Origin of the sequence: Paenibacillus larvae subsp. larvae (assembly GCF_002003265.1) — a bacterium.
GTDB lineage: Bacteria > Bacillota > Bacilli > Paenibacillales > NBRC-103111 > Paenibacillus_H > Paenibacillus_H larvae.
In genome coordinates, this window is sequence record NZ_CP019687.1 from 3,383,656 (window position 1) to 3,406,832 (window position 23,177).

Genomic DNA, 23,177 nt, shown 5'->3' on the forward strand with positions numbered 1-23,177 from the left:
TTTTGGATTTGATGTTTAGGAGGGTGCTATGAAATATACCATTTTGAAACATATGATGGTTGATCAGCTTCGCCAGGATTTTGTTATGGTAACGAAAAAAACTAAGGAGGAATTTGGGATTCAGCTTCCAGCCACCTTAAGTTGGATGATTACACTTTTGTTTCAAAATATGCTTCTTTTACTTTTTGCATTGGTATTTGAAAGTATTACCGACCCCCAATTTAAGGGAATAGTTATATTTATTGTACTTCTGTTTAATCTCCTGCTTCCTGGTACAATGGCTAGACAAAACGCAAACAGAATAAGCCACCATCCTATACACGAATGTTTATGGCAAACTTCCATTAACAGATTTGAATTGTTAAATGTTATTTTATTATCTGAGGTACTTATGTTTTGGCTTCATGAATTGATGCTTGAAATTATTGCCATATATGTCCTCATAAGATTATCACCAGATTTTATATCCGGATTGCTTTTGATTTTAATTTGGCTCTTATTCATTTCAACTATTTATTATGTGAACTTAAAAAAAGAAGTATTGAAATCATGGGGTTTGACTATTACAGATTCAAAACCAGAATTCCATCATTTATTTGTTTAAGCTGGTTGTAATATTTGGGTTTGTTTCGCTTCTAAGCAGGTGGTTTCTGCTTCCGTTGATTCAAAGACCCGTTCCTTTTGAGATTTATCAACAAGGTTTCATGACGATAATTGGTTATTTTTCCTCTAACGTCAAAACGGTATTTTTGGACAAGTTTGATTTTTTGGTACATATCTTTCAAACACGATGGTTCTATTATGTAGTGGGAACTTTGGTTATTGTATATGCTTCTGTAATTGTGTATTATCTATTAAATTATTCTAGACGATTTCAGTTTGTACAAAATCCTAGAATATCCATTATTACATACTCGAAAAATTACATTTTCCGTATGTATAGGTGGTTAGGTAAAATTTTCTTCCCTAATCTTCCCTGGGTAAATAGGGATTTGTTAATAATGGAAAGAATAATCAAGAATACCAAACTCCCGCATAGCATTTCCCTAGTTTTTCCTCCTGCATTGAGTTCGTTGCTGGGCCTATCTTTTGTTTTGTTGAGTCTTCATGATTACTCCAGCTTTGTTTTAACCATTTGGTTTATTTGCTGGTTTGCCTTATCTCAGACTATATGGTTATGGCTGTGGAGTTATCCTATTTTACACCCTTCAAGCGAACTGAGGCAGATTGATCTGGTAAAACTATCTCCTAAATATTCAATTAACCAATTTATGAATACAAAAATGAGGCTGATTATGATTTTGTTGATTCCCTTACAGTGTGTTATAAACGGGGTGTTAATTGTTGGTGTTTTTTTACTAAATGGATCCTTTATGCAATTGTTAGTGGGTATTATTGGTTCTTGGTTATTATTTTTCATAAGTGCGTTTATAAGCACAGTTTGGATGAAATTTTGCAGTCGGTTCGACTATCCCAATTTATTTATGGTTCGCATAGACACTTACGAATCGAAATTTGTACACCAATCTTTCATGATACCTAAAAGGATGCTGAATGCCGGTTTATGTATTGTTTTTTTATTGGGGATTTTATCCATTTTGAGCAGGGGCAGAAGTTATTCTATGATATTTTCTTCATCTTGTTCGTTTTGTGGGGTTTTGCGTTATTTTTTTTCTATTATTCTTCCAGGGACAAAAAACATAAGGATGGGTATTGCTTTTATGAACGGCAAAATGAAAATGGGAGTATTTAAGTATTATTGGCAAACGTATTCCACGAAATCGATTCTGATTATTTTAGTTTTTATAGCCTCTTTCCTATGGGGAATGATCAGCCAAAGCTATCAAAATCCTCTTGTTATTTCATCACCCAATCTTACATGGATGGATTATTTTTTTCATAATACAAAACAAGCTTTCCTGACTATTTTATTGGGGTTTGTAACATATGGCTTTGGAAGCTTGGCACTTGGGGCTATAAGCGGCATATCCGCAGGTGTAGGTATTGAGATAACTTTGCAAAACAATATGGGTGAAAGTATTATTACAGCATTTCTCCCGCATGCTATTTTTGAAATACCTGCAATATAGTTGTCTTGCCTCTATCCGTTTATGATTTGGAGATTCATTACAGCCAGTATTAAAAACAAAAACTTGCAATATAAATTAGTTAAAATTGAACTTATTCCTATATTATTTTGCATTATTTTGTTATTTTTTATTGCAGCTATTATGGAAAGTATCTTTATTCTTGAGATAGAAGTTTAAAGGAGAAGCCTTATGTTCGAAATAAAGGAGATCAATTTTGGTTACGAAAAAGACCGGCTTTTATTAAAAAATATTCACTTATCCGCAAGTCCCGGAGAGATTATATGGCTGAGAGGAGCCAATGGAAGCGGAAAGACCACACTTCTGCGAATTATTACGCAGCTTATTGAAACGGATTCCCAAATTTATTTTAAGGGGCGATTAAGTCAATCAAGAGAGGAGATCCTGTCACAGGTAACGTATATTCCTTCGGAACCGTATCTGTTTGATTATTTAACGGGAAAAGAGAACGCTGATTTCTTTCAGGCATTATTTGATATTCCACAGGATCATTTTGAAAGCTTTTCAACGATGATACATCAATTTGGTATGGATGAGGCATTAGACCAATTTGTAAAAGATTACTCTCTGGGAATGAGACATAAATTATATTGGTCTGCTGTTTTTGCCCGGGAAACCTCCATGTATTTATTAGACGAGCCTTTCTCTCCCCTTGATCAGGACTCACAAGAAGTGGCCATGAATATGCTGATAAATAGGGCTGAACAAGGAAGCATCATCCTCTTTGTGTCACATCTTAATGAGATAAGCCGTAAGTTAGCGACAAGGAGCCTGGTACTGGAAAATGGGGAACTTAGAGAAAGTGAAGTGTTGAAGGAGCAATAAGGAGGAATTTGGTGAACCGGACATTTAGATATGTGGGGTATTTTTTTGGAATTGTTATGATGGTATGTGTTATTTTCAGCATTAAAATAAGGGACAATTTCTATATCAGTGATTATGTTTTGGGAAAGTTTCATGTCCAAAGCAATAAAATCGTAATCGTACTCATTTTTCTAGTAAGCTGGTGGATTTGTATGAAAACACTGAAAGGATATCGCCCGATTTGGTTGAATTGGACCAAGCTTTTTCTGTCCGTTCTTTTGCTGATTGCGTTTGTTTCTTACTTGATTTAAATTAAATTTTATGAACCTCAATGGTCTGAGGAGCCCCTGCCTTTAAGCGTAGGAAGTCGTCATGTATACCCTAGGGAATTTATTCTTTTCCCAAATTTTGTGTGGTATGATAAACGTATATGTTCACATTCCATTTTGAGAGGTAGAATCATGAGCAAACATTTATCAGATGCAGCCACATTGAACAATGGTGTTGCAATGCCTTGGCTTGGGCTGGGCGTATGGAACGTCAAAGAAGGTGAAGTTTATCATTCAGTTAAAGCAGCCATTGAAGTCGGCTATAGAAGCATTGACACCGCAGCCATTTATGAAAACGAAGAAGGCGTAGGCAAAGCGATCAAAGATTCCGGCGTACAGAGGGACCAGCTCTTTATAACAACGAAACTTTGGAATACAGAACAGGGATACGAATCTACACTAAAAGCTTTTGACGTAAGCATGAAAAAGCTGGGTCTGAATTACCTGGATTTGTATCTCATTCATTGGCCGGGTAAAGGCGAAAAGTTCGTGGATACTTGGAAGGCCTTTGAAAAGCTTTATAAAGAGGGATACATTTGCGCAATTGGAGTAAGTAACTTCCATGTTCATCATTTGAACCGGCTGATGGAAGCTGCAGATGTAGTACCTGCAGTAAATCAGGTCGAATTCCACCCTCGTTTTAGTCAAGTGGAACTCCGCAATTACTGCAAGCAAAAGGGCATTCAACTGGAAGCCTGGAGCCCGCTTATGCAGGGTAAGCTGCTTGATAATCCAACATTGAAAGAGATCGGGGATAAGTACGGGAAGAGCACATCCCAGGTTATTTTGCGCTGGGATCTGTAAAACGAGGTTGTGACTATTCCCAAATCGGTTAATCCAGAACGTATCAGACAAAACGCCGATCTTTTTGATTTTGAATTATCCGAAGAAGATATGGAACGCATTAACGGTCCTAATCCGGATGAACGGAACGGTCCTAATCCGGATGAATTCTTGTTCTAACTAAACCCCAGAAGCCTTGGTTCGGTAATCATCGGACCAGGGCTCTTTTTATAGAGCGGCAGTATGCATGTCCATGCCGCTTCCAAGCACATCTATGACCGTTGTTGGAACGACCGGTAATCATGCGTTAACTTTTAGGCGTTAATGCCGCATAGGAAAGAAAAATTATACTCAAATTTCCAGAAAAAGAACTCATTGACAACCGCCTAAAGGCAGGGTACAATCACAACATGTAAAAATCAATTTTGAAGAAAATGGAAAAGGGAAGAGGTGGTCTTCATGTTACAAAATGTGCAAAAAATAGCTCCTATCCAGCAGCAATACGGACTATCATCTACCCAAATGAATATGGAGCAGCCCCTTTCCGATCCCGGAGCAATGCCTTTTAAATTGTGTAAGCAGGTTCATGAGCAGGCGTTTTGAGGGGAAGCATTCCCTAATTGGCTGAGCAAATTGTGCTTACCGTCCAAGAGGTTGTACAGAGCATATGTCAGCAGACGTATGCTCTTTTTGTCTTTATCCACGGGTCCATTCGGAAAAGTGGAGTTAGGAATGATGAAAGAATGGGAATTTTCCATAGGGGGTGGACATATTGTTAAGCATTTTGTACAAATTGCGGTGGTTTTTCCGGCAGCATTGGAAGAGGTATACGATTGCTGTAGTCCTGCTGATTTTAGTAGGGGTTGGGGATATTATTCCACCGCAGATTGTGGGGAGAGTGGTGGATGGGATCCAGCAAGGGACCATTACATACGGGAGATTGGCAGAACTTCTGCTATTTACCCTTGGTCTTACATTTATTATTTATGGCATTACGTATGTATGGATGTATCAATTATTTGGTGGAGCTTACTGGGTGGAACGGATTCTTCGGTCCCGTTTGATGAAACATTTTATGAGAATGACGCCGACTTTTTATGAACGAAACCGGACGGGAGACCTGATGGCAAGAGCGACCAATGACTTAAAGGCAGTTTCCATTACGGCCGGCTTTGGGATTTTAACTTTAGTCGATTCCACGGCGTTTATGATCGTCATCTTATGCACCATGGGATTTGCCATCAGCTGGAAGCTTACCTTTGCGGCTTTGCTGCCCCTCCCCTTTATAGCCCTGGCCATGAAGGTATACGGGAAGACGATCCACGAACGTTACACGAAAGCCCAGGACGCATTCGGAGATATGAATGATCAAGTATTGGAATCCGTTTCCGGGGTTAGGGTGATCCGCGCTTATGTACAGGAGCAGGAAGATCGCAACCGGTTCAGGGATATTACGGAAGATGTCTATGCCAAAAATGCTTCCGTCGCCCGCATCGATGCCCTTTTTGATCCTACTATCAAGGTTTTGGTCGGAATCAGTTATATGATCGGTCTTGGATACGGGGCCTATCTGGTTTTTCAAAACAGTATCACACTGGGAGACCTTGTTACGTTTAACGTCTATCTGGGCATGCTGATCTGGCCGATGTTCGCACTGGGTGAGCTTATCAATGTGATGCAGCGCGGTTCCGCCTCCATGGACCGGGTGAATGAAACGCTGGGTTATTCTGAAGATGTTTCGGAACGCCCTCACCCCACTTATGTAGATTCACCGGAGACAATTGAATTCGAGGATGTTACCTTCCGGTATCCCTCTTCCACCGTTGATAATCTGAAGCATGTAAGTTTCACACTGAAAAGAGGGCAAACGCTCGGCATAGTGGGACGGACAGGAAGCGGCAAATCTACGCTGATCAAGCAATTGATGAGGGAATACCCGGGACTCAAAGGGAGTATCAGAATTTCCGGTGTTCCTATTGAACACCTTTCTCTAGAACAGCTTCATGGCTGGATTGGCTACGTACCTCAGGAACAGCTTCTATTCTCCAAGACGGTCAGGGAAAATATTTTGTTCGGTAAATCCGGAGGTTCTGATGGGGACGTTCAGAAAGCCATCCAGGACGCCTTATTCAGCCAAGATATAGAAACATTATCCCAAGGACTTGAGACGCTGGTTGGGGAAAAAGGTGTGGCCTTGTCGGGAGGTCAGAAACAGCGCGTATCTTTATCCAGGGCACTGATCGGCGATCCCGAAATTCTGATCCTTGACGATGCCATGTCCGCTGTGGACGCCCGGACGGAAGCCCGTATTATAGAAAATATCCGCCGGGAACGATCAGGGAAAACAACGTTAATCTCCAGTCACCGTCTGTCTGCCGTGGAGCATGCCGATTGGATTATTGTGATGGAGGATGGCAGAATTGCGGAGCAAGGTACCCATGAGGACCTGGTTGCTTTGGGCGGCTGGTACAGGGAACAATTCGAAAGGCAGCAAGTGGAATCCAATCTGAGTGAAGCGGAGGTGAATGCATGAGTGTAAGCAAGCGGCTTTTTCGATACGCGATGAAATATAAAAAAATGTTTATTATAGCTTTGCTGATGCTTGGTATCTCTGTCGCTGCGGAATTGACAGGTCCTTTCATCGCCAAGAAGATGATTGATACGAACATTCTCGGCATAGAAAAAGTATGGTACGAAACCGGAGCCGGGGAAAATGCTGTTTCATATCAGGGGAAACATTACACCCGAAGTGACCGCATGGCGGAAGCACCGGACCCTGCCAGACAGGCCAGGGTGCTGCAGGTAGGAAGGCAGTTCGTATTTACCGCCGAGACAATTGTGCAGGACGGGGAAAGGAAATGGGAAGAGGGTAAGCTTGCGGTTACCGCCAAAGACGGGAGTGTATCTGTATATCAGGCAAATCTGCTGACGACCGGGGAACTGTTTTCCTTTTACAAGCCGGAACTGCCTTATATACTCTTGCTGGTAGGATTTTATATGGTTTTACTGGTCATATCGGCTTTGTTCCAATACGGCGAGCGGTATATACTGCAAATTTCCGCCAATCGGGTCATTCAGACACTCCGGCTGGACGTATATGCTCATATTCAGCGTCTGCCGGTTCAGTATTTTGATAATCTACCGGCTGGGAAAGTGGTATCCCGGGTGACGAATGATACTGAGGCGGTACGTGACTTGTTTGTCTCGGTTCTTGCGAACTTTTTTTCCGGTTTTGTGTATATCACGGGTATTTATGTGGCCTTGTTCCTGCTTAATCCCGGCCTTGCGGGCATCAGCCTTCTGCTTTTGCCGCTGCTTGCCTTGTGGTTCGTCGTCTATAGAAAATTTGCCAATAAATACAATAAAATAATCCGTTCCCGGTTAAGTGACATTAATGCCATGATTAACGAATCCATTCAGGGAATGCCGATTATCCGTATTTTCCGCAGACAAAAAGAAACGAACCGGGAGTTTGAAGAATTAAATCAGGAATATTTTAAATACCAGAACAAGATGCTGAGTTTGAATGCGTTGACCGGGCATAATTTGACGAATGTGCTTCGGAATTTGTCACTGGTCGTGGCACTATGGTATTTCGGAGGGGCATCACTGACAGCCGGGACGGCCATTTCCCTTGGTGTTCTGTATGCGTATGTAGATTACCTGGGACGCTTGTTCCAGCCCGTTACCGGAATGGCTAACCAGCTCGCAAATCTGGAGCAGTCCCTTGTTTCTGCTGAGCGGGTTTTCAAACTGATGGATGAACCGGGTGAACCTGTCTCTCATGAAAGCATGCCTAGATACCGCGGGGATGTGGTATTCGATAAGGTCTCTTTTGCCTATAAAGAAGAGGAGTACGTATTGAAGCGGGTTTCTTTTGAAGCAAAGCAAGGAGAGACGGTGGCGTTAGTAGGGCATACAGGATCAGGAAAAAGCTCGATCATGAACCTGCTGTTCCGGTTTTATGATCCGCAAAAAGGCAAGATCCTCATCGACGGAATGCGCATCCGGGATATTCCGAAGCAGATGCTGCGGCAGCATATGGGCATCGTGCTTCAGGACCCGTTCCTGTTCACGGGGACGGTGGCGAGCAATGTTAGCCTTAATGATCCGTCCATCAGCCGTGAACGGGTAGAGAAGGCGCTGCGCGATGTCGGTTCGGAGCGGGTGCTTGCCCATCTGCCGAAAGGCTATGACGAGACGGTGCTGGAAAAAGGAAGCACGCTCTCAGCCGGACAGCGGCAGATCATTTCGTTCGCGCGGGCGTTGGCCTTCGACCCCGCGATTTTGATCCTGGATGAGGCGACCGCCAGCATTGATACCGAGACGGAGGCCGTCATCCAGGAAGCGCTTGAGGTGCTGAAACAGGGCCGCACCACCTTTATTATCGCGCACCGGTTGTCTACCATCCGGAACGCGGATCAAATCCTGGTACTGCATCGCGGGGAAATCGCCGAGCGGGGCCCGCATGATACTTTAATGCAGCTAAAAGGACGCTACTACCGCATGTATGAGCTCCAGCAAGGCAAGAAAGCTGCCGAGCAGGAGATACAGCGGCAGACAGACCCGGTGCCGGGCGAAGGACTCCCGGCAACTTGATGATGTGAAAAGCAGGGAGTTTTGGGCTGCCTGCTTTTTACTATATTTGAAACGCCTGTACATACTGCTGCGTAGTATAGAATACAATGATATACAGGAGAGCTTTTCTGTTTAACCATATGCAGATTTAAAATAGAAAGAAGGTTATAGGATATGAGACCGGATACCCGAAGGGTTTTAAATGGTATACAGCTGTTTGTTGAAATATTAATTGGCATTGGATTTTTCCTTGCTTTAGTACCATTTCTTTATATATGGTCTTCAGGTTGGGTGGTCCCGCTCGTCCTGATCAGCTTTATTCTTTCCATCGTTACCGGAAACGGCACGTTCCTGTTCAGCGGGTTGAATATATTGATGGCTCTGTTGAGCTTTATTCCTCTGTTAGGTTATATTCCCCGCCTGATTGGCATTCTGCTGGCCCTTCTAAATTGCGGTATCTTAAACAGACCAAGCCGTTTTTAATGAGCGGGATGCCTTCCGAATGTATAGACAGGTCATATACAAAATCTAAACTCCCTTGACATTCCTGGCAAAGCCGGACCAAGGGAGTTTTTTTGAAAAGAAGAAGAAACCCTGTCCCAAATCCGAAAGCATGTTGGCCAGATTCAATATCGGTCTCAAAACGAATTACTTTCGTTTTGAGACCTCCACATGTGCAGATGTAATTTTGTGGAAATGAACCCAGCCTCTCTTTTCCTCTTATCCGCCTAACCATTTTTGTTCCACTCCCTCTTAAATAAGGTTCAAGAGAAGGCGCTCCTCTTTGGATGATCTTTTCTTTATCCGTTTCCAATCTATGAAATTCAACGTTTGACGCTATGGTTCCCTGATTTCCTTACTTGTAAAACAGACTGTTTTCGTTGATAAGTCACTTTCCCGTATTTTGGGCATTTTGTACTGATTAACTGGAGAAAAAGGGACTGAATCATAACAAATTGCATGCATTTAGATAAAATAGACATCAACCTGTGCTACAATAGCTTAAAATCATGTAGAAGAGGGAAGGGAACATTTGTATGGGCACCAAGAGCAAGATACAAGTTGAAGATATTATCAAAGCGCATCATCTTCTGGGTAAAGTGATTGAGCCGTCACCTCTTCAACGGGATGTGCTGCTTTCCGACCAATATGAGTGCAATATCTATTTGAAAAGAGAAGATATGCTGATAGTCCGTTCTTTTAAAATACGCGGCGCCTATAATGTGATTCAGCATCTTTCCCCTGAGGAACGGGCAAATGGGGTAGTTTGTGCAAGTGCAGGAAACCATGCACAGGGAGTCGCCTATTCCTGCAAACAGCTTGGCATTGAAGGCAAGATTTTTATGCCTACCACGACGCCAAGGCAGAAGGTTTCCCAAGTGAAACTGTTTGGCGGACCTTTTGTAGAGGTCATTCTGACAGGAGATACCTTTGATGATTCATCCAAACAGGCGCAGGAGTACTGTACCAGAGAGAATAAAACCTTTATCCATCCATTTGACGATTATCGCACCATTGCCGGACAAGGTACGGTGGGTGTGGAAATTATGAATCAGATGTCGGACGCTCCGGACTTTATTTTTGCTTCCATCGGAGGCGGCGGACTTGCTGCCGGAATCGGTTCGTATATACAAAGCGTATCCCCTGGTACCAGGGTAATTGGTGTAGAGCCTGAAGGGGCAGCAGGAATGAAAGCTTCTTTAGATGAAGAACAAGTTGTAACTTTGGAGGAAATTGACAAGTTCGTGGATGGGGCAGCGGTGAAAGAAGTAGGTGAACTAACCTTTGAAATTTGCCGGGATGTACTCCATGATATCGTGCTTGTGCCAGAAGGCAAGGAATGCACTACGATTTTGGACTTGTACAATAATAATGCCATTGTCATTGAACCGGCCGGAGCCCTATCGGTTGCGGCCCTGGACGCTTACCGGGAACAAATCAGGGGAAAAAATGTAGTCTGTGTGATTAGCGGAGGCAATAATGACATTGACCGGATGCAGGAGATTAAGGAGCGGTCCTTAATCTACGAGGGGCTCAAGCATTATTTCATATTGAACTTCCCCCAAAGGGCCGGAGCGCTCAGGGAGTTCCTTGAGGAAGTGCTGGGAGAAGGGGACGATATCACACGTTTTGAATATATGAAGAAAAATAACCGGGATAATGCACCTGTGCTTGTGGGAATTGAGCTTAAAAACAAGGAAGATTATGAGGGGCTCATTGAACGTTTGTCACAAAAGGATTACCATTATATAGAAATCAATAAAGACCCGAAATTATTTAATCTGCTTATATGAATGGTGAAATGATAAAACAGGTAACTTTTCCCGAGAGGAGCTGCATAATGTTTCCTCCAGAGGCTGAAAATAATCAGCAATATCGCTTATTTTTAGCTGATACTTTCCTTATTCGGCACTCCAAAAAGAGGGATGTCGGAAGATCAAATTTTTTGTAGATTTTCTTGAACAGTGGTTGTATAATTGTGTCGCGGAATGCCATCATTCCGCCTGCCACTTCTCTGCCGGTTCCAGTAAATGGCCGGGAAGATGGACAAAAACTTTCGGGGGAAGTAAAATGAAAAAAACTCTGCAGTTCAGTCTAGTTATGCTGCTGGTGCTATCCGTAGTTCTTGCAGGATGCGGCAAGAAAAGCAGTAATGATGGTGGCAAGGAAAGGGCTTCCAAAGGATCTGATATCAAGATTGGTATGGTTACGGATATGGGCGGGATTAACGACAAGTCCTTTAACCAGTCCTCCTGGGAAGGCCTGAAACAACTTGAAAAAGAAACCGGAGCCAAAGTGAAAAATCTGGAAAGCAAAACTGATGCAGATTACGTTCCGAACTTAACCCAGTTTGCAAGTGAAAAGTATGCGCTGACTTGGGGAATTGGCCAGACGATTGATAAGGCAATGAAAACTGTGGCAGACCAAAATAAAGATGCCAAGTTTGCTATTATTGACAACATGGTTGAAGCTCCTAATGTTCACTCTGTAGTATTTGCAGAGAACGAAGGATCTTTCCTCGCGGGTGTTGTCGCGGGCCTGATGACCAAAACGAACAAAGTAGGTTTCGTTGGAGGCATGGAAATTCCGGTTATCAAACGTTTTGAAGCCGGATATGTAGCAGGTGTGAAAGCCGCCAATCCTAACGTGGAAGTTAAAGTAAATTATACAGGCGCATTTGACAAGCCTGACCAAGGCAAATCCGCAGCATCTACACTTTATAATGATGGGGCAGATATTATTTTCCATGCTGCAGGCAATACGGGCAACGGGGTATTTAACGAAGCGATTGACCGTGAGAAACAAGGCAAGAAAGTATGGGTTATCGGTGTTGACAAGGACCAGTCACTGGAATATGGCGATAAAGTAACCCTGACATCCATGATCAAAAAAGTAGACGAAGCTGTTATTAAAATATCCAAAACCGTCATTGACGGTAAATTTGAAGGCGGCAAGACCACTGTTCTCGGTTTGAAAGACAACGGTGTGGGACTTGCTGATACTTCCAAGAAAAACGTTCCTGAGGATGTTCTTAAGAAAGTGGACGAGTTCAAAGACAAGATCATTAAAGGTGAAATCAAAGTCCCTGAGCAATAACATTCACCTGACATTTTCGATATAATTTAAATACTCCCGGGCAGTTTTTATTAAACCTGCTTCAGAGTGTATCTGATAAGAAAAGCTCCGCTTCCGGAGCTTTTCTTACCCTATTATAAAATAGTAAGTGAAGGGTGATGAAATGAACGCAGTGCCCCCTGTCGTTGAATTGAAGGGAATTACCAAACGTTTTCCTGGCATTGTTGCTAACGACTCTATAAGCCTTCAGTTAAAAAAAGGCGAGATTTATGCGCTTCTCGGGGAAAACGGAGCGGGGAAGTCCACACTGATGAACATTTTATTCGGCCTTTATCAGCCGGATGAAGGGAGTATCGAAGTCAACGGGCAGCCTGTTACCATTGATAGTCCTAACAAGGCCATTGATCTTGGTATCGGCATGGTGCATCAGCATTTTAAACTGGTTCAGCCATTTACGGTTACGGAAAACATCATTCTTGGCATGGAACCTAAAAAAGGCCTGAATATAAATCATAAATCAGCTTCAAGAAAAGTAAAGGAACTTTCTGAACAATATGGTTTAAAAATCAACCCGAACGCCAAAATTCAGGATATCTCAGTCGGTATGCAACAGCGTGTTGAAATTGTAAAAACCCTTTACCGTGGTGCAGACATTCTGATTTTCGACGAACCTACAGCTGTTCTTATCCCCCAAGAGATCAGGGAACTGATGATTATCATGAAAAGATTGGTGGCAGAAGGAAAATCCATTATTTTGATTACACATAAGCTGAAAGAAATTATGGAAATTGCCGATACTGTTACGATTATCCGCAGAGGAAAAGTGATTGATACTGTTCATGTGGGTGAAACGAGTGCCGAACAATTGGCAGAAAAAATGGTTGGCCGCCAGGTCAGCTTTAAAGTTGACAAGCAGCCTGCCAAGCCGGACAGCCCCATTTTGGAAGTGAAAGGCGTAACTACAAAGAATAAAGAAGGCGTAAACGCCCTGAACGGCATTTCCTTTCATGTCAAAGCAGGTGAGATTCTGGGTATTGCCGGCGTAGACGGAAATGGACAAAGCGAATTGATTGAAGCTCTTACGGGTTTAAGAAAGATTGATGACGGTTCCATAAAAGTAAAAGGCCAGGAGATTGCTAATCAAAGGCCGCGCATGATTTCCGAATCCGGGGTATCCCACATTCCGGAAGACCGTCATAAGCATGGCCTTGTACTTGACTTTGCAATGAATGAAAACATGGTTCTGCAAACCTATTTCCATAAAGAGTATAGCCGTAATGGCTTTTTGAACTATGATGCGATAAATAAACAGGCACAACGTTTAATTGAAAAGTTTGATGTCCGGACACCGGGTTTAGAGACTAAAGCCCGCTCCCTTTCCGGGGGCAACCAGCAGAAGGCGATTATTGCCCGTGAAATTGACAAGGACCCGGATTTTCTGATAGCTGCCCAGCCTACCCGGGGTCTTGACGTGGGTGCGATTGAATTTGTCCATAAGGAGTTGATCGAACAAAGGGACAAAGGAAAAGCGGTTCTTTTGGTTTCCTTTGAGCTTGATGAAATTTTGAATGTTTCCGACCGGATTGCCGTTATTTATGAAGGTCAGATCGTTGGCGAAGTGCTTCCGGACCAGACAAACGACCAGGAACTGGGACTCATGATGGCCGGAAGCAAAAAGCATGAACAGGGGGGGACAGGAAGTGAGCAGTAAGATATTCAAAACATTCCAAAGCAACTCCCTTATCATCCCGTTAGTATCCATTGTACTTGGTATTCTCACGGGTGCCCTGGTCATGCTGGCAGGAGGATATAATCCTATTGATGCCTATTTGGCTTTATTAGATAAAGTATTTGGAAGCCTGAACGGTTTTGGTGAAACCATCCGTGCCATCACTCCTCTGCTGTTCTGCGGTTTGGCCGTAGCTTTTGCTTTCCGGGCGGGGCTGTTCAATATCGGTGGAGAAGGCCAATTCATGGTCGGGATGACCGCAGCAACTTTAATTGGGGTAAAGCTGGATCTTCCGGCGATTATTCATGCACCACTTGCCGTTATCGTCGGCGGGCTGGCCGGTGGATTGTGGGCGGCCATTGCCGGTTTCCTTAAAGCAAACCGCGGTGTCAATGAGGTTATAACCACGATCATGCTGAACTGGACAGCTCTTCACCTTTCGAACTATATGATCAATACATTCCTGCTGGAGCAAGGCCAGCAGCGTTCGGAAGCGATTCATGAGTCTGCTTCCGCCAGCCTTATCTGGCTATCTGATTTTATGGGAAGTGCCCGGTTGCATTGGGGTACCCTAATTGCCGTACTGGCGACAGTTTTCTTCCATATTTACCTGAACAAGACTAAACAGGGATATGAGCTGAGGGCAGTAGGCTATAATATTCATGCTGCTCAATATGCCGGAATGAACGTGAAACGAAATATTGTGAAAGCGATGTTTATCAGTGGTATTTTTGCCGGTTTGGCGGGAGCTTTCGAGGTGCTCGGCGTATTCCACTATCAAGTAATATCAGCTGCGCTTCCAGGATACGGCTTTGATGGTATTGCCGTAGCCCTGTTAGGCATGAATAATCCGATTGGAGTTTTCCTCTCAGCAGCTTTATTTGGTATCCTGAACTATGGGGCAAGCGGAATGAGTTTTGCCGCAGATGTACCGCCGGAAATTATGCGTGTTGTGATCGGGGCCATTATCTTCTTTGTAGCTGCTCAAGGCATTGTCCGTGCCTTGATCGCCCCATTTTATTCCAGGCGCAAGAAAGAGAGGATGCAGTAGATGGATTTAACACAATTAGGCATGTTGGTGAACACGACACTTGTTTTTTCAACGCCCCTCATCCTCGCGGCGTTAGGCGGCATGTTCTCTGAACGTTCCGGTGTTATCAATATCGGTCTGGAAGGACTAATGATATCCGGAGCTTTCGCATCCGCGATTGTAACGCTATACACTCAGGACGCCGGAATGGAGTCAGCTTCTTTATGGCTTGGGATGCTGGCAGCAATGGTACTTGGAATTTTATTTTCGCTCATCCATGCCGTGGCCTCTATTCAGTTTAAAGCAAATCAGGTGGTTAGCGGGGTTGTCATCAATTTTCTGGCCGCCGGCGCCACGGTGTACATGGTGAAAGTACTGTTTGACGGAGCCGGACAAACGGAAACGATCTCAGCTCCGTTCAGCAAAATAAGCATTCCTTTCTTATCGGATATTCCTTTCCTGGGGGAAGCGTTCTTCCACGCTTATCCTCCGATGTATTTGGCTATTATTCTGGTCTTTGTATGCTGGTATGTCCTGTTTAAGACACCATTTGGCTTGCGTCTCCGTTCGGTAGGCGAACACCCGAGCGCAGCCGATACGGTAGGAATCAATGTAAATAAATACCGATACATTGGCGTTATGCTTAGCGGTGCACTTGCGGCTCTTGGCGGCGCTACGCTGACCTTGACGACAACAAGCAGCTTTTCTCATAATACCGTTTCCGGACAAGGGTTTATTGCCTTGGCAGCATTGATCTTTGGGAAGTGGCATCCGATCGGGGCAATGGGTTCCGCCATCTTCTTCGGATTTGCTCAGGCAATCAGCCTGCAGGCCCAACTGGTTCCTTGGATCGCCGGTCTGCCTAAGGAGTTCCTCTACATGCTTCCATATATCCTGACCATTCTCGTTTTGGCAGGTGCCGTTGGCGGGCGGGGTAAAGCTCCTTCCGCGCTGGGCGAACCGTACGATCCGGGAAAACGATAATACCTAAACCGTATCTCCACTTCGGAGATACGGTTTTTTCTTTATAAGCAACGATATTTCCGGGGTACGAGGTTATGCCCGGGAAACATTATGAAATATTACTTCATAGAATGAAACAAAAGGAGGATAGAGTTCATGCCAATTGATTTTCATTCGGATTCAAATCGTTATTCCTATGCAGGAAGAACAGCTTCTCTTGAGTGGAGAAGGGTACACTCCATTCCAAGCCCTGTCAGTTTTCCTTCCGAATGTGCTTTATGCTATCCCGGTATTCGGTAGGTGCACATTTGTAGAACCGTTTAAACTGTTTAGAGAAGTATAGGGGATCATGAAAGCCTACGGATGAAGCGATTTGTTCGATCGTAAGCTCCATCCGCTGACGCAAAAGAAACCTGGCTTTATCAATGCGCAGTTTGAGCAAGAAAGTCACAGGAGTGAGCCCGGTTTCCTGCTTAAAAATGCGTGACAGGTAGGCACGGTTATAGCCGAGATTATCAGCCATTGTTTCTATGGATATGTCTTCGGCATATTGGGTTGATAGATAGTGAATGGCTTTCTGTACTGTTCTGCCTGACTCTGAGGAAGTACGCATTCCTATACCCGTTTTCGGATAAATGGCTTCACAAAGTTCGCCGAACAGTACATACAGGTATCCAAGCGCCTTTTGATGGGCGCCTTCTTTTTTGTCCTGAAGTACACTTAATATCGTGGAAAATAATTCGGATACGTTCTGATTATCCCTCGTATGCACAATGCAACGGGAAGATGAAAATCCGGTTTTCTCCAGAGCCTCCGGTACGCCTTTTCCCTGAAAAGCCACCCATCTGTACATCCACGGATTTACCTGATCGGCCTCATACCGCACAAGCTCCTCAGGTTCAATCAGGAACGTGTCTCCTGCTTTTAGTTCTAATTCTTTGCCCCTGTACATGAAGATACCTTTGCCGGATATAACATGATGCATCAGATAATAATCACATAATCTTGGTCCAATCTGGTGCCCTGGTCTGGTCTGGCTCTCTCCGGAGAATAGGACCGTAATGTATGAGGCGGAGTCAGGGTCCGAATTGGAAGCTACGGTATACGTCTCCCGATACATAAAGGTTCACCTCGTCTAAACATCTGATACGATAAATATAGCATGATGAGGTTTTTTTCTGTAGAGCAAACCTCATATTTGTCCATGTCGTTCTAACATGCCTCCATTTAGTTCAAAACCGTCTTTCTGTATACTGATAGCAGATCGTTTAATAATGAAAGATGCTCTGTACCAAAATATACCTTATATCATTAAGGCGGTGCTTTCATGGCTAACCTTCAGGCATTATACGAACAATTCCTTACTTTGTACGGCGAGAGCCATAAAGGAATCACAGTTTTCCATGCTCCGGGAAGGGTGAATCTTATAGGGGAGCATACGGATTATAATGGAGGCTATGTATTCCCCGCTGCACTTACATTCGGTACCCACTTGCTTATTCGCCGCAGGGAGGATCGCCAGATCGGGCTGGCCACAACTAATTTTGAATTAAAAAAGCTTTTGTCTATGGATGATTTGTCCTACCGAAAAGAAGATGACTGGATGAATTACCCGAAAGGTATAATTGTTCAATTAGATCAGACAGGACGGACTATTCAACATGGATACGACATGTTGTTTCATGGAGAAATTCCAAACGGTTCGGGATTATCCTCATCAGCTTCAATTGAAGTAGTGACAGCCTATGCGCTTTTACTTATGGAAGGACTGGCTATAGATTTAACAGATATTTCCCTATTGGCACAAAAATCGGAAAATGAGTATAATGGCGTTCAGTGCGGCATCATGGATCAATTTGCCGTGGCCAACGGAAAAAAAGAGCATGCGATTCTGCTGATGTGTGATACGCTGGAGTATAAACACGTTCCGTTCCGCAGCAAAACCTATAAACTGGTGATCGGCAATACATGCAAGCGAAGGGGATTGGTCGATTCGGCCTATAATGAACGGAGAAATCAGTGTGAGCAAGCGGTGCAGGAGCTGAAGCGGCAGTTTCCGGATCTGACTCTATTAGGTCAGCTTTCCTTGGGGCAATACCGGGAGTATGAACATTTGATTCAGGACGAAACGGCGAGAAGAAGAGCCCGCCATGTGATGGAGGAAATTGACCGTGTATTGCAGTCCATGGAAGTATTGGAACAGGATAACCTGGAGGCATTCGGCAAGCTCATGACGGAGTCTCATGAATCGCTTCGTGATCAGTATGAAGTGACGGGGAAAGAACTGGACATCATGGTATCTCGTGCTCTTGAGGTTTCCGGAGTATTGGGATCGAGAATGACAGGAGCCGGATTTGGCGGTTGTACGGTATCCCTTGTCCATGAAGACGGTGTAGAGCGGTTCAAGGAATACGTTGGCAGTCATTATCGCCAAGAAACCGGGATAGAGCCGGAATTCTATGTATGTGAGATTGGCGACGGTGTTAAACAAGTGAAGGAGGCGGACTAATATGGCAGTTTTAGTTACCGGGGGAGCAGGCTATATAGGATCCCATACGGTTGCAGCTTTACTCGAAGGCGGTCAGGAAGTGGTCATTGTAGATAACCTGCAGCAGGGGCATCGTAAGGCTGTGCTTGGTGGCCGTCTCTATGAGGGAGATTTGCGGGATGCCGTTTTTATGGACCTGGTATTCCGTGAAAATGAAATTGAAGCGGTAATCCATTTTGCGGCCAATTCTCTGGTCGGTGAGAGTATGAACCATCCTATAAAGTACTATCATAACAATGTTTACGGCACCTTGTGTTTGCTTGAGAAGATGAATGAATATAACGTGAAACGGATTGTATTTTCATCTACAGCCGCTACTTACGGAGAGCCTGAGCGGGTGCCGATCCAGGAGACGGACCGTACAGTGCCTACGAATACATACGGGGAAACTAAGCTGGCCATGGAGAAAATGATGCATTGGTTCGATATAGCTTACGGTATCCGTTATGTATCCCTCCGTTACTTTAATGCGGCCGGTGCCCATATCAGCGGCAAAATTGGAGAGGATCATTCTCCGGAGACTCACCTGATTCCTCTGATCCTGCAAGTTCCGCTGGGACAAAGGGAACATATCTCCATTTTCGGAGAAGATTACCCTACGCCGGATGGTACCTGTATCCGGGATTATATCCATGTCAGCGATCTGGCAGATGCCCACGTGCTGGCAGTGCAAAAGCTGCTCACCGGGGGGGAGAGCAGCATCTATAACCTTGGCAATGGGCAAGGGTTCTCCGTTAAGGAGGTTATTGATATTGCCCGCAAAGTAACCGGCCATGCCATTCCGGCCGTGGTTGAGCCCCGGAGGGCCGGTGATCCGGCTATACTGGTGGCTTCCTCTGATCGTATCAAAGAGGAGCTCGGATGGAAGCCTACGCGTGACAGTCTCGAAGCTATCATTGAAAGCGCATGGATTTGGCATCAATCTCATCCGGATGGTTACGATACCAGGTAGAGAAGGAGGAAAAGCGCAGATGGCACAACCTGGAGGCAGAACGGTAACGGAAGACCAGGCGGCACTCGCTGTTGAGAGACTGCTCCAATTTGCCCGGCAAAATGGCATGATTGAGGCATTGGATATTTACCAATCGCGTAATGCTTTACTGGAACTGCTAAGGCTTCGTGCGCCTTATATAGGTGACGTGCCGGAGGAAAGGATGGATAGTCCGTCGGCCGTGTTAGGAGAACTCCTGGATTATGCGGCCGAAAAAGGCATTCTGGAAGCTGATACGGTTACGCATAGAGATTTGCTTGACGCAAAAATCATGGGTCTGCTTCTGCCGAGGCCTTCCGAAGTTGTCCGGCAATTCCACCAGAACGATCAGTTGTTTGGTATGGAAACGGCAACCGGCCAGTTTTATAAATTATCGATTGATTCCAACTATATTCGAATGGACCGGATCCAAAAAAATGAATATTGGTTAGCGCCGACGGAATACGGTGAATTTGAAATTACAATAAACTTGTCCAAACCGGAAAAAAACCCCAGGGAAATTGCTATGCTGAAATCAGCAGCTGACAAGATTACATCCCATTACCCGTCCTGCATGCTCTGCATTGATAATGTGGGGTATCAGGGGCGCCTGGACCATCCGGCCAGGCAAAATTTAAGGGTCTTTCCCGTCAAACTGGATGGGGAGCAATGGTACTTTCAATATTCTCCGTACGCATATTACGATGAACACTGCATTGTGTTCCATGAGAAACATGTACCCATGCAAATTTCGAAGTTCACCTTTTACCGGCTGCTGGATTTTATTGAGCAGTTCCCTCATTATTTCATCGGGTCCAATGCGGATCTTCCTATTGTAGGAGGCTCTATTCTTGATCATGATCACTTTCAGGGGGGCCGCCATCAGTTTCCGATGGAGAAGGCTTCTGTTGAGACATCGTTCCGGCATCCGGGATGGAAAGACATCAAAGTAGGTATTGTTAACTGGCCCATGTCCGTTTTGCGTATTTCCACCCATCAGCGGCATACATTAATCAAATTTTGCGAGACTATTCTGGATATGTGGAAAACCTATAGCGATCCGGGTGCGGAAATATACGCCTATACCGAGCCGAACGGGAAAAAAGTGCCTCATAATACGATAACACCCATAGCGAGAAACAATGGGCGGGGAGAATACGAGATTGACCTGGTACTACGGAACAACAGGACCAGCCAAGAGCACCCGGACGGGATCTTCCACCCTCACTAAAATCTGCATCACATTAAAAAAGAAAATATAGGGTTGATTGAAGTAATGGGAGTTGCTGTGTTGCCGGGACGGTTGAAAGAAGAGCTACGCGGGATTCGGAATATCCTGACAGGCAAACAAAAGTGGAATTCGACTGGATCATTGCCTGCCGGATTACAAAAGCATAAAGAGTGGATTAACTGGCTTGTAAAGCGATACGGGCAATCCCTCACCGAGGAAGAGGCAGAACGGGTTTTACAACAAGAAACGGGCCGCAAGTTCAAGCAAGTTCTTGAAGATTCAGGAGTATTCAAGCGAACCGAAGAAGGGCAGGCCGCTTTCAGACGTTTCCTCGGGCATCTTGGTTTTGAAAAAATGTGAATTGCGGACAATATTGAGGTCATAAAGAGAAGCACAAGCCATAGCCGGATCGTTCCACTATGGCTACTTGCTCTTTATCTGGAGACTTCTTTCATTTAAAAAAGAGGGTAGGGAATAGGCTTTCTTTTGCTGTCCAAGGAAGAATTGAATAATAAAGATGGTCCCATGTAAAAAACGCCTACAGAAGACAAAATCCACGGGTACAGCTGAATTTTCTCTGCTCCCTAAGCAATCAGGGCACACCATTCTCCTACTGTAATCACAGACAGAGTATGCTCTCTCCATATTTAAAATGAACATATCTGCTCCATGAATAAAGATGTCGAAAACAGCTAGCTGGGCCATTAAGAAAAGTACCCATATCACAAGCATCGGAACAAATAAAATAGTGATGTATGGAATAAGAAAGGGTACTTCCGTATGGATTTGGGTAACGAGCACGGGCCTTTTTGTAATGAACTTACTTAACAAGATCACATTGTAGACCAGCAATATGATAAGGAAGAAATCCGGAATGGCGACAAGCACATGATGTATGGCGTTTGTTATGCGGGCCGAACCATTTGAATAAAGAAGCGGCAAGGGCAAAGCTAATCCCGAGTACAATAGCGCGAATAACGCGGGGAAAAAATAAGTGCTTGTCAGCTTTATCATGTTTTTAATTCATCGTAGGGCTGAGTATCCTTCAACCGGGAGGATTTAACATAGCTTTGTTGATTGGGGGGAATCTTGAATCAGTTCATCGGAAGGTTTATTGGTATAGCCGTGTTGAAAATTACCCAGCAAAAAAATAAAGATGAGTGTGGCAAAACCAGCTAATAGATACAACAACACTTTTTTCAATGTATGTTCACTCCCCTTTAGTGCACTAAAAAGATTAGGGTAAATTCTGCCACGGGTTAGTTGAACAAACTAGATCAAATTTTTTGACTATTCTCCTGTCCGTATGAATCGTTTACAATGAATATAGTTGGAAAGGGGAGGCGTTGTCTATGAAAGTAAGAATTTCGGCTGTCCAGTATCATTTGCATACGGTAGACAGTTTTCATGCTTTTGCTGCACAGGTCACTCATTATGTAAAGACGGCCCAGGAATACGAGTCGGATTTCATTCTATTTCCTGAGCTATTTACCACCCAGCTTCTTTCCATTGGCGATGAGCATGGGAATGCATTACCCATAAGCGCATTGCCTTCATATACGGACGATTACAAAAATTTGTTTCGCGGGTTAGCCACTTCTTCAGGAATGTATATTGCCGGGGGAACCCATATTATCGAAGAAAACGGTCATTTGTATAATACAGCCTTCCTCTTTTATCCGGACGGGAGAGTTGGAGAGCAGCGAAAGATTCACATCACTCCAACCGAGGTAAAAGCATGGAACATGGGGGCTGGAGATAAGCTTCGGGTGTTCGATACGGAAAAAGGGCGCGTGGCTCGACTGATATGCTACGACATGGAATTTCCGGAACTGGTGCGTATGGCAAGAGCCAAAGGAGCAGACATCTTATTGTGTCCGTCTTGCACGGATGACCGGCACGGTTTTTACCGGGTCCGTTATACCTGTCATGCCCGTACTATCGAGAACCAAGTTTATGTAGCCGTTACAGGAACTGTCGGTTCTCTACCGACTGTTGATTTCATGCGGGCGAATTATGGTCAGGCAGCCGTGCTGACACCGAACGACATACCTTTCCCGCCAGGAGGAGTTCAAGCGGAAGGACAGATTAACACTGATATGATCATAACCGCTGATGTAGATCTAACCCTGTTATATTACACTAGACAAAAAGGCTCTGTTACCATTTGGAGGGACCGCCGGACCGATTTATATACGGATTGGAGATAAGATAGATGAAAATTGGCGTACAATTAATTTCATATACATTGGTAGCATAATGGTGATTTGCTGAATGGAGCAGGCTGCATAAAAGACAGCTTCTGGCTTGCCTAATAATCTAATACCTGTTCAAATAGAAATTGAGTTATGAGAAAGCGGCATCTGAGCTTGTCTGAACAAATGCTTCAATAGTACTTCGCGTTATCAATATAGCTTCACAGTAGGTGAAAAGCATGTAGGAAGCCGATTCCTTACATGCTTTTTGTGTAGAAGTATAAGAAAGGCGAAGGTTCTCATATATCTAAACGTTCAAATATCTAACATATA

17 protein-coding genes and 2 pseudogenes are annotated in these 23,177 nt (G+C 44.2%); 18 read left to right on the forward strand and 1 reads right to left on the reverse strand.

What is annotated here, in order from left to right; all coding sequences use genetic code 11:
- The first annotated feature begins 28 nt into the window (after nt 1–28).
- The 14 genes and pseudogenes from BXP28_RS23460 (at nt 29) to BXP28_RS17605 (ending at nt 15,921) form a co-directional block, all read left to right on the forward strand.
- Nucleotides 29–604 (forward strand): hypothetical protein, encoded by a 576-nt coding sequence (locus BXP28_RS23460; protein ID WP_023482281.1) that lies wholly within the window; start codon nt 29–31, stop codon nt 602–604.
- Between the two features lie 397 nt (nt 605–1,001).
- Entirely contained in the window at nt 1,002–2,090 is a 1,089-nt protein-coding gene (locus BXP28_RS23465; RefSeq protein WP_174567579.1) for a stage II sporulation protein M, read from the forward strand.
- A gap of 189 nt (nt 2,091–2,279) precedes the next feature.
- The gene (locus BXP28_RS17555) at nt 2,280–2,933 is read left to right on the forward strand and encodes an ATP-binding cassette domain-containing protein (RefSeq protein ID WP_023482279.1); all 654 of its coding nucleotides are present in this window, start codon (nt 2,280–2,282) and stop codon (nt 2,931–2,933) included.
- 11 nt (nt 2,934–2,944) lie between these two features.
- Nucleotides 2,945–3,223, forward strand: a complete 279-nt coding sequence (locus BXP28_RS17560) for a hypothetical protein (protein WP_036655571.1) — start codon at nt 2,945–2,947, stop codon at nt 3,221–3,223.
- Between the two features lie 150 nt (nt 3,224–3,373).
- Nucleotides 3,374–4,204: pseudogene (locus tag BXP28_RS17565) on the forward strand (aldo/keto reductase).
- Between the two features lie 279 nt (nt 4,205–4,483).
- Nucleotides 4,484–4,627, forward strand: a complete 144-nt coding sequence (locus BXP28_RS22925) for a hypothetical protein (protein ID WP_024095476.1) — start codon at nt 4,484–4,486, stop codon at nt 4,625–4,627.
- 169 nt (nt 4,628–4,796) lie between these two features.
- Nucleotides 4,797–6,557 (forward strand): ABC transporter ATP-binding protein, encoded by a 1,761-nt coding sequence (locus tag BXP28_RS17570; RefSeq protein ID WP_077585152.1) that lies wholly within the window; start codon nt 4,797–4,799, stop codon nt 6,555–6,557.
- Nucleotides 6,554–8,623 carry an ABC transporter ATP-binding protein gene (locus tag BXP28_RS17575; RefSeq protein WP_046654993.1) on the forward strand — a complete coding sequence of 690 codons (2,070 nt, stop codon included), beginning with the start codon at nt 6,554–6,556 and terminating at the stop codon, nt 8,621–8,623. The genes BXP28_RS17570 and BXP28_RS17575 overlap by 4 nt, the downstream gene beginning before the upstream one ends.
- Before the next feature lie 153 nt (nt 8,624–8,776).
- Nucleotides 8,777–9,085: a hypothetical protein gene (locus BXP28_RS17580; protein WP_036655568.1), complete on the forward strand. Its 309-nt coding sequence runs from the start codon at nt 8,777–8,779 to the stop codon at nt 9,083–9,085.
- Between the two features lie 554 nt (nt 9,086–9,639).
- Entirely contained in the window at nt 9,640–10,896 is a 1,257-nt protein-coding gene (ilvA, locus tag BXP28_RS17585) for a threonine ammonia-lyase IlvA (protein ID WP_023482275.1), read from the forward strand.
- 277 nt (nt 10,897–11,173) lie between these two features.
- Entirely contained in the window at nt 11,174–12,199 is a 1,026-nt protein-coding gene (locus BXP28_RS17590; RefSeq protein WP_036655566.1) for a BMP family lipoprotein, read from the forward strand.
- Between the two features lie 142 nt (nt 12,200–12,341).
- Nucleotides 12,342–13,889, forward strand: coding sequence for an ABC transporter ATP-binding protein (locus BXP28_RS17595; RefSeq protein ID WP_036655564.1), 1,548 nt, complete (start codon nt 12,342–12,344; stop codon nt 13,887–13,889).
- Complete coding sequence (locus tag BXP28_RS17600) at nt 13,879–14,958, forward strand: ABC transporter permease (protein WP_023482272.1); 1,080 nt, start codon at nt 13,879–13,881, stop codon at nt 14,956–14,958. Before BXP28_RS17595 ends, BXP28_RS17600 begins: the two co-directional genes overlap by 11 nt.
- A complete protein-coding gene (locus BXP28_RS17605) occupies nt 14,959–15,921 on the forward strand; it encodes an ABC transporter permease (protein ID WP_023482271.1) in 963 nt (320 codons plus the stop codon).
- A 232-nt stretch (nt 15,922–16,153) separates the two neighbouring features.
- Here BXP28_RS17605 and BXP28_RS17610 read toward each other — a convergent pair whose 3' ends face one another.
- A complete protein-coding gene (locus tag BXP28_RS17610; protein WP_024095469.1) occupies nt 16,154–17,020 on the reverse strand; it encodes an AraC family transcriptional regulator in 867 nt (288 codons plus the stop codon).
- A 207-nt stretch (nt 17,021–17,227) separates the two neighbouring features.
- Between BXP28_RS17610 and BXP28_RS17615 the strand changes: the two genes are divergently transcribed.
- The 4 genes and pseudogenes from BXP28_RS17615 (at nt 17,228) to BXP28_RS17635 (ending at nt 22,859) form a co-directional block, all read left to right on the forward strand.
- On the forward strand, nt 17,228–18,409 hold the full coding sequence (locus BXP28_RS17615; RefSeq protein WP_023482269.1) for a galactokinase: 1,182 nt from the start codon (nt 17,228–17,230) through the stop codon (nt 18,407–18,409).
- Between the two features lies 1 nt (nt 18,410).
- A complete protein-coding gene (galE, locus tag BXP28_RS17620) occupies nt 18,411–19,400 on the forward strand; it encodes a UDP-glucose 4-epimerase GalE (RefSeq protein WP_023482268.1) in 990 nt (329 codons plus the stop codon).
- Nucleotides 19,401–19,419: 19 nt separating this feature from the next.
- Nucleotides 19,420–21,009: pseudogene (locus tag BXP28_RS17625) on the forward strand (UDP-glucose--hexose-1-phosphate uridylyltransferase).
- Between the two features lie 992 nt (nt 21,010–22,001).
- Nucleotides 22,002–22,859, forward strand: coding sequence for a carbon-nitrogen hydrolase family protein (locus BXP28_RS17635; RefSeq protein ID WP_023482264.1), 858 nt, complete (start codon nt 22,002–22,004; stop codon nt 22,857–22,859).
- The last annotated feature ends 318 nt before the right edge of the window (nt 22,860–23,177 follow it).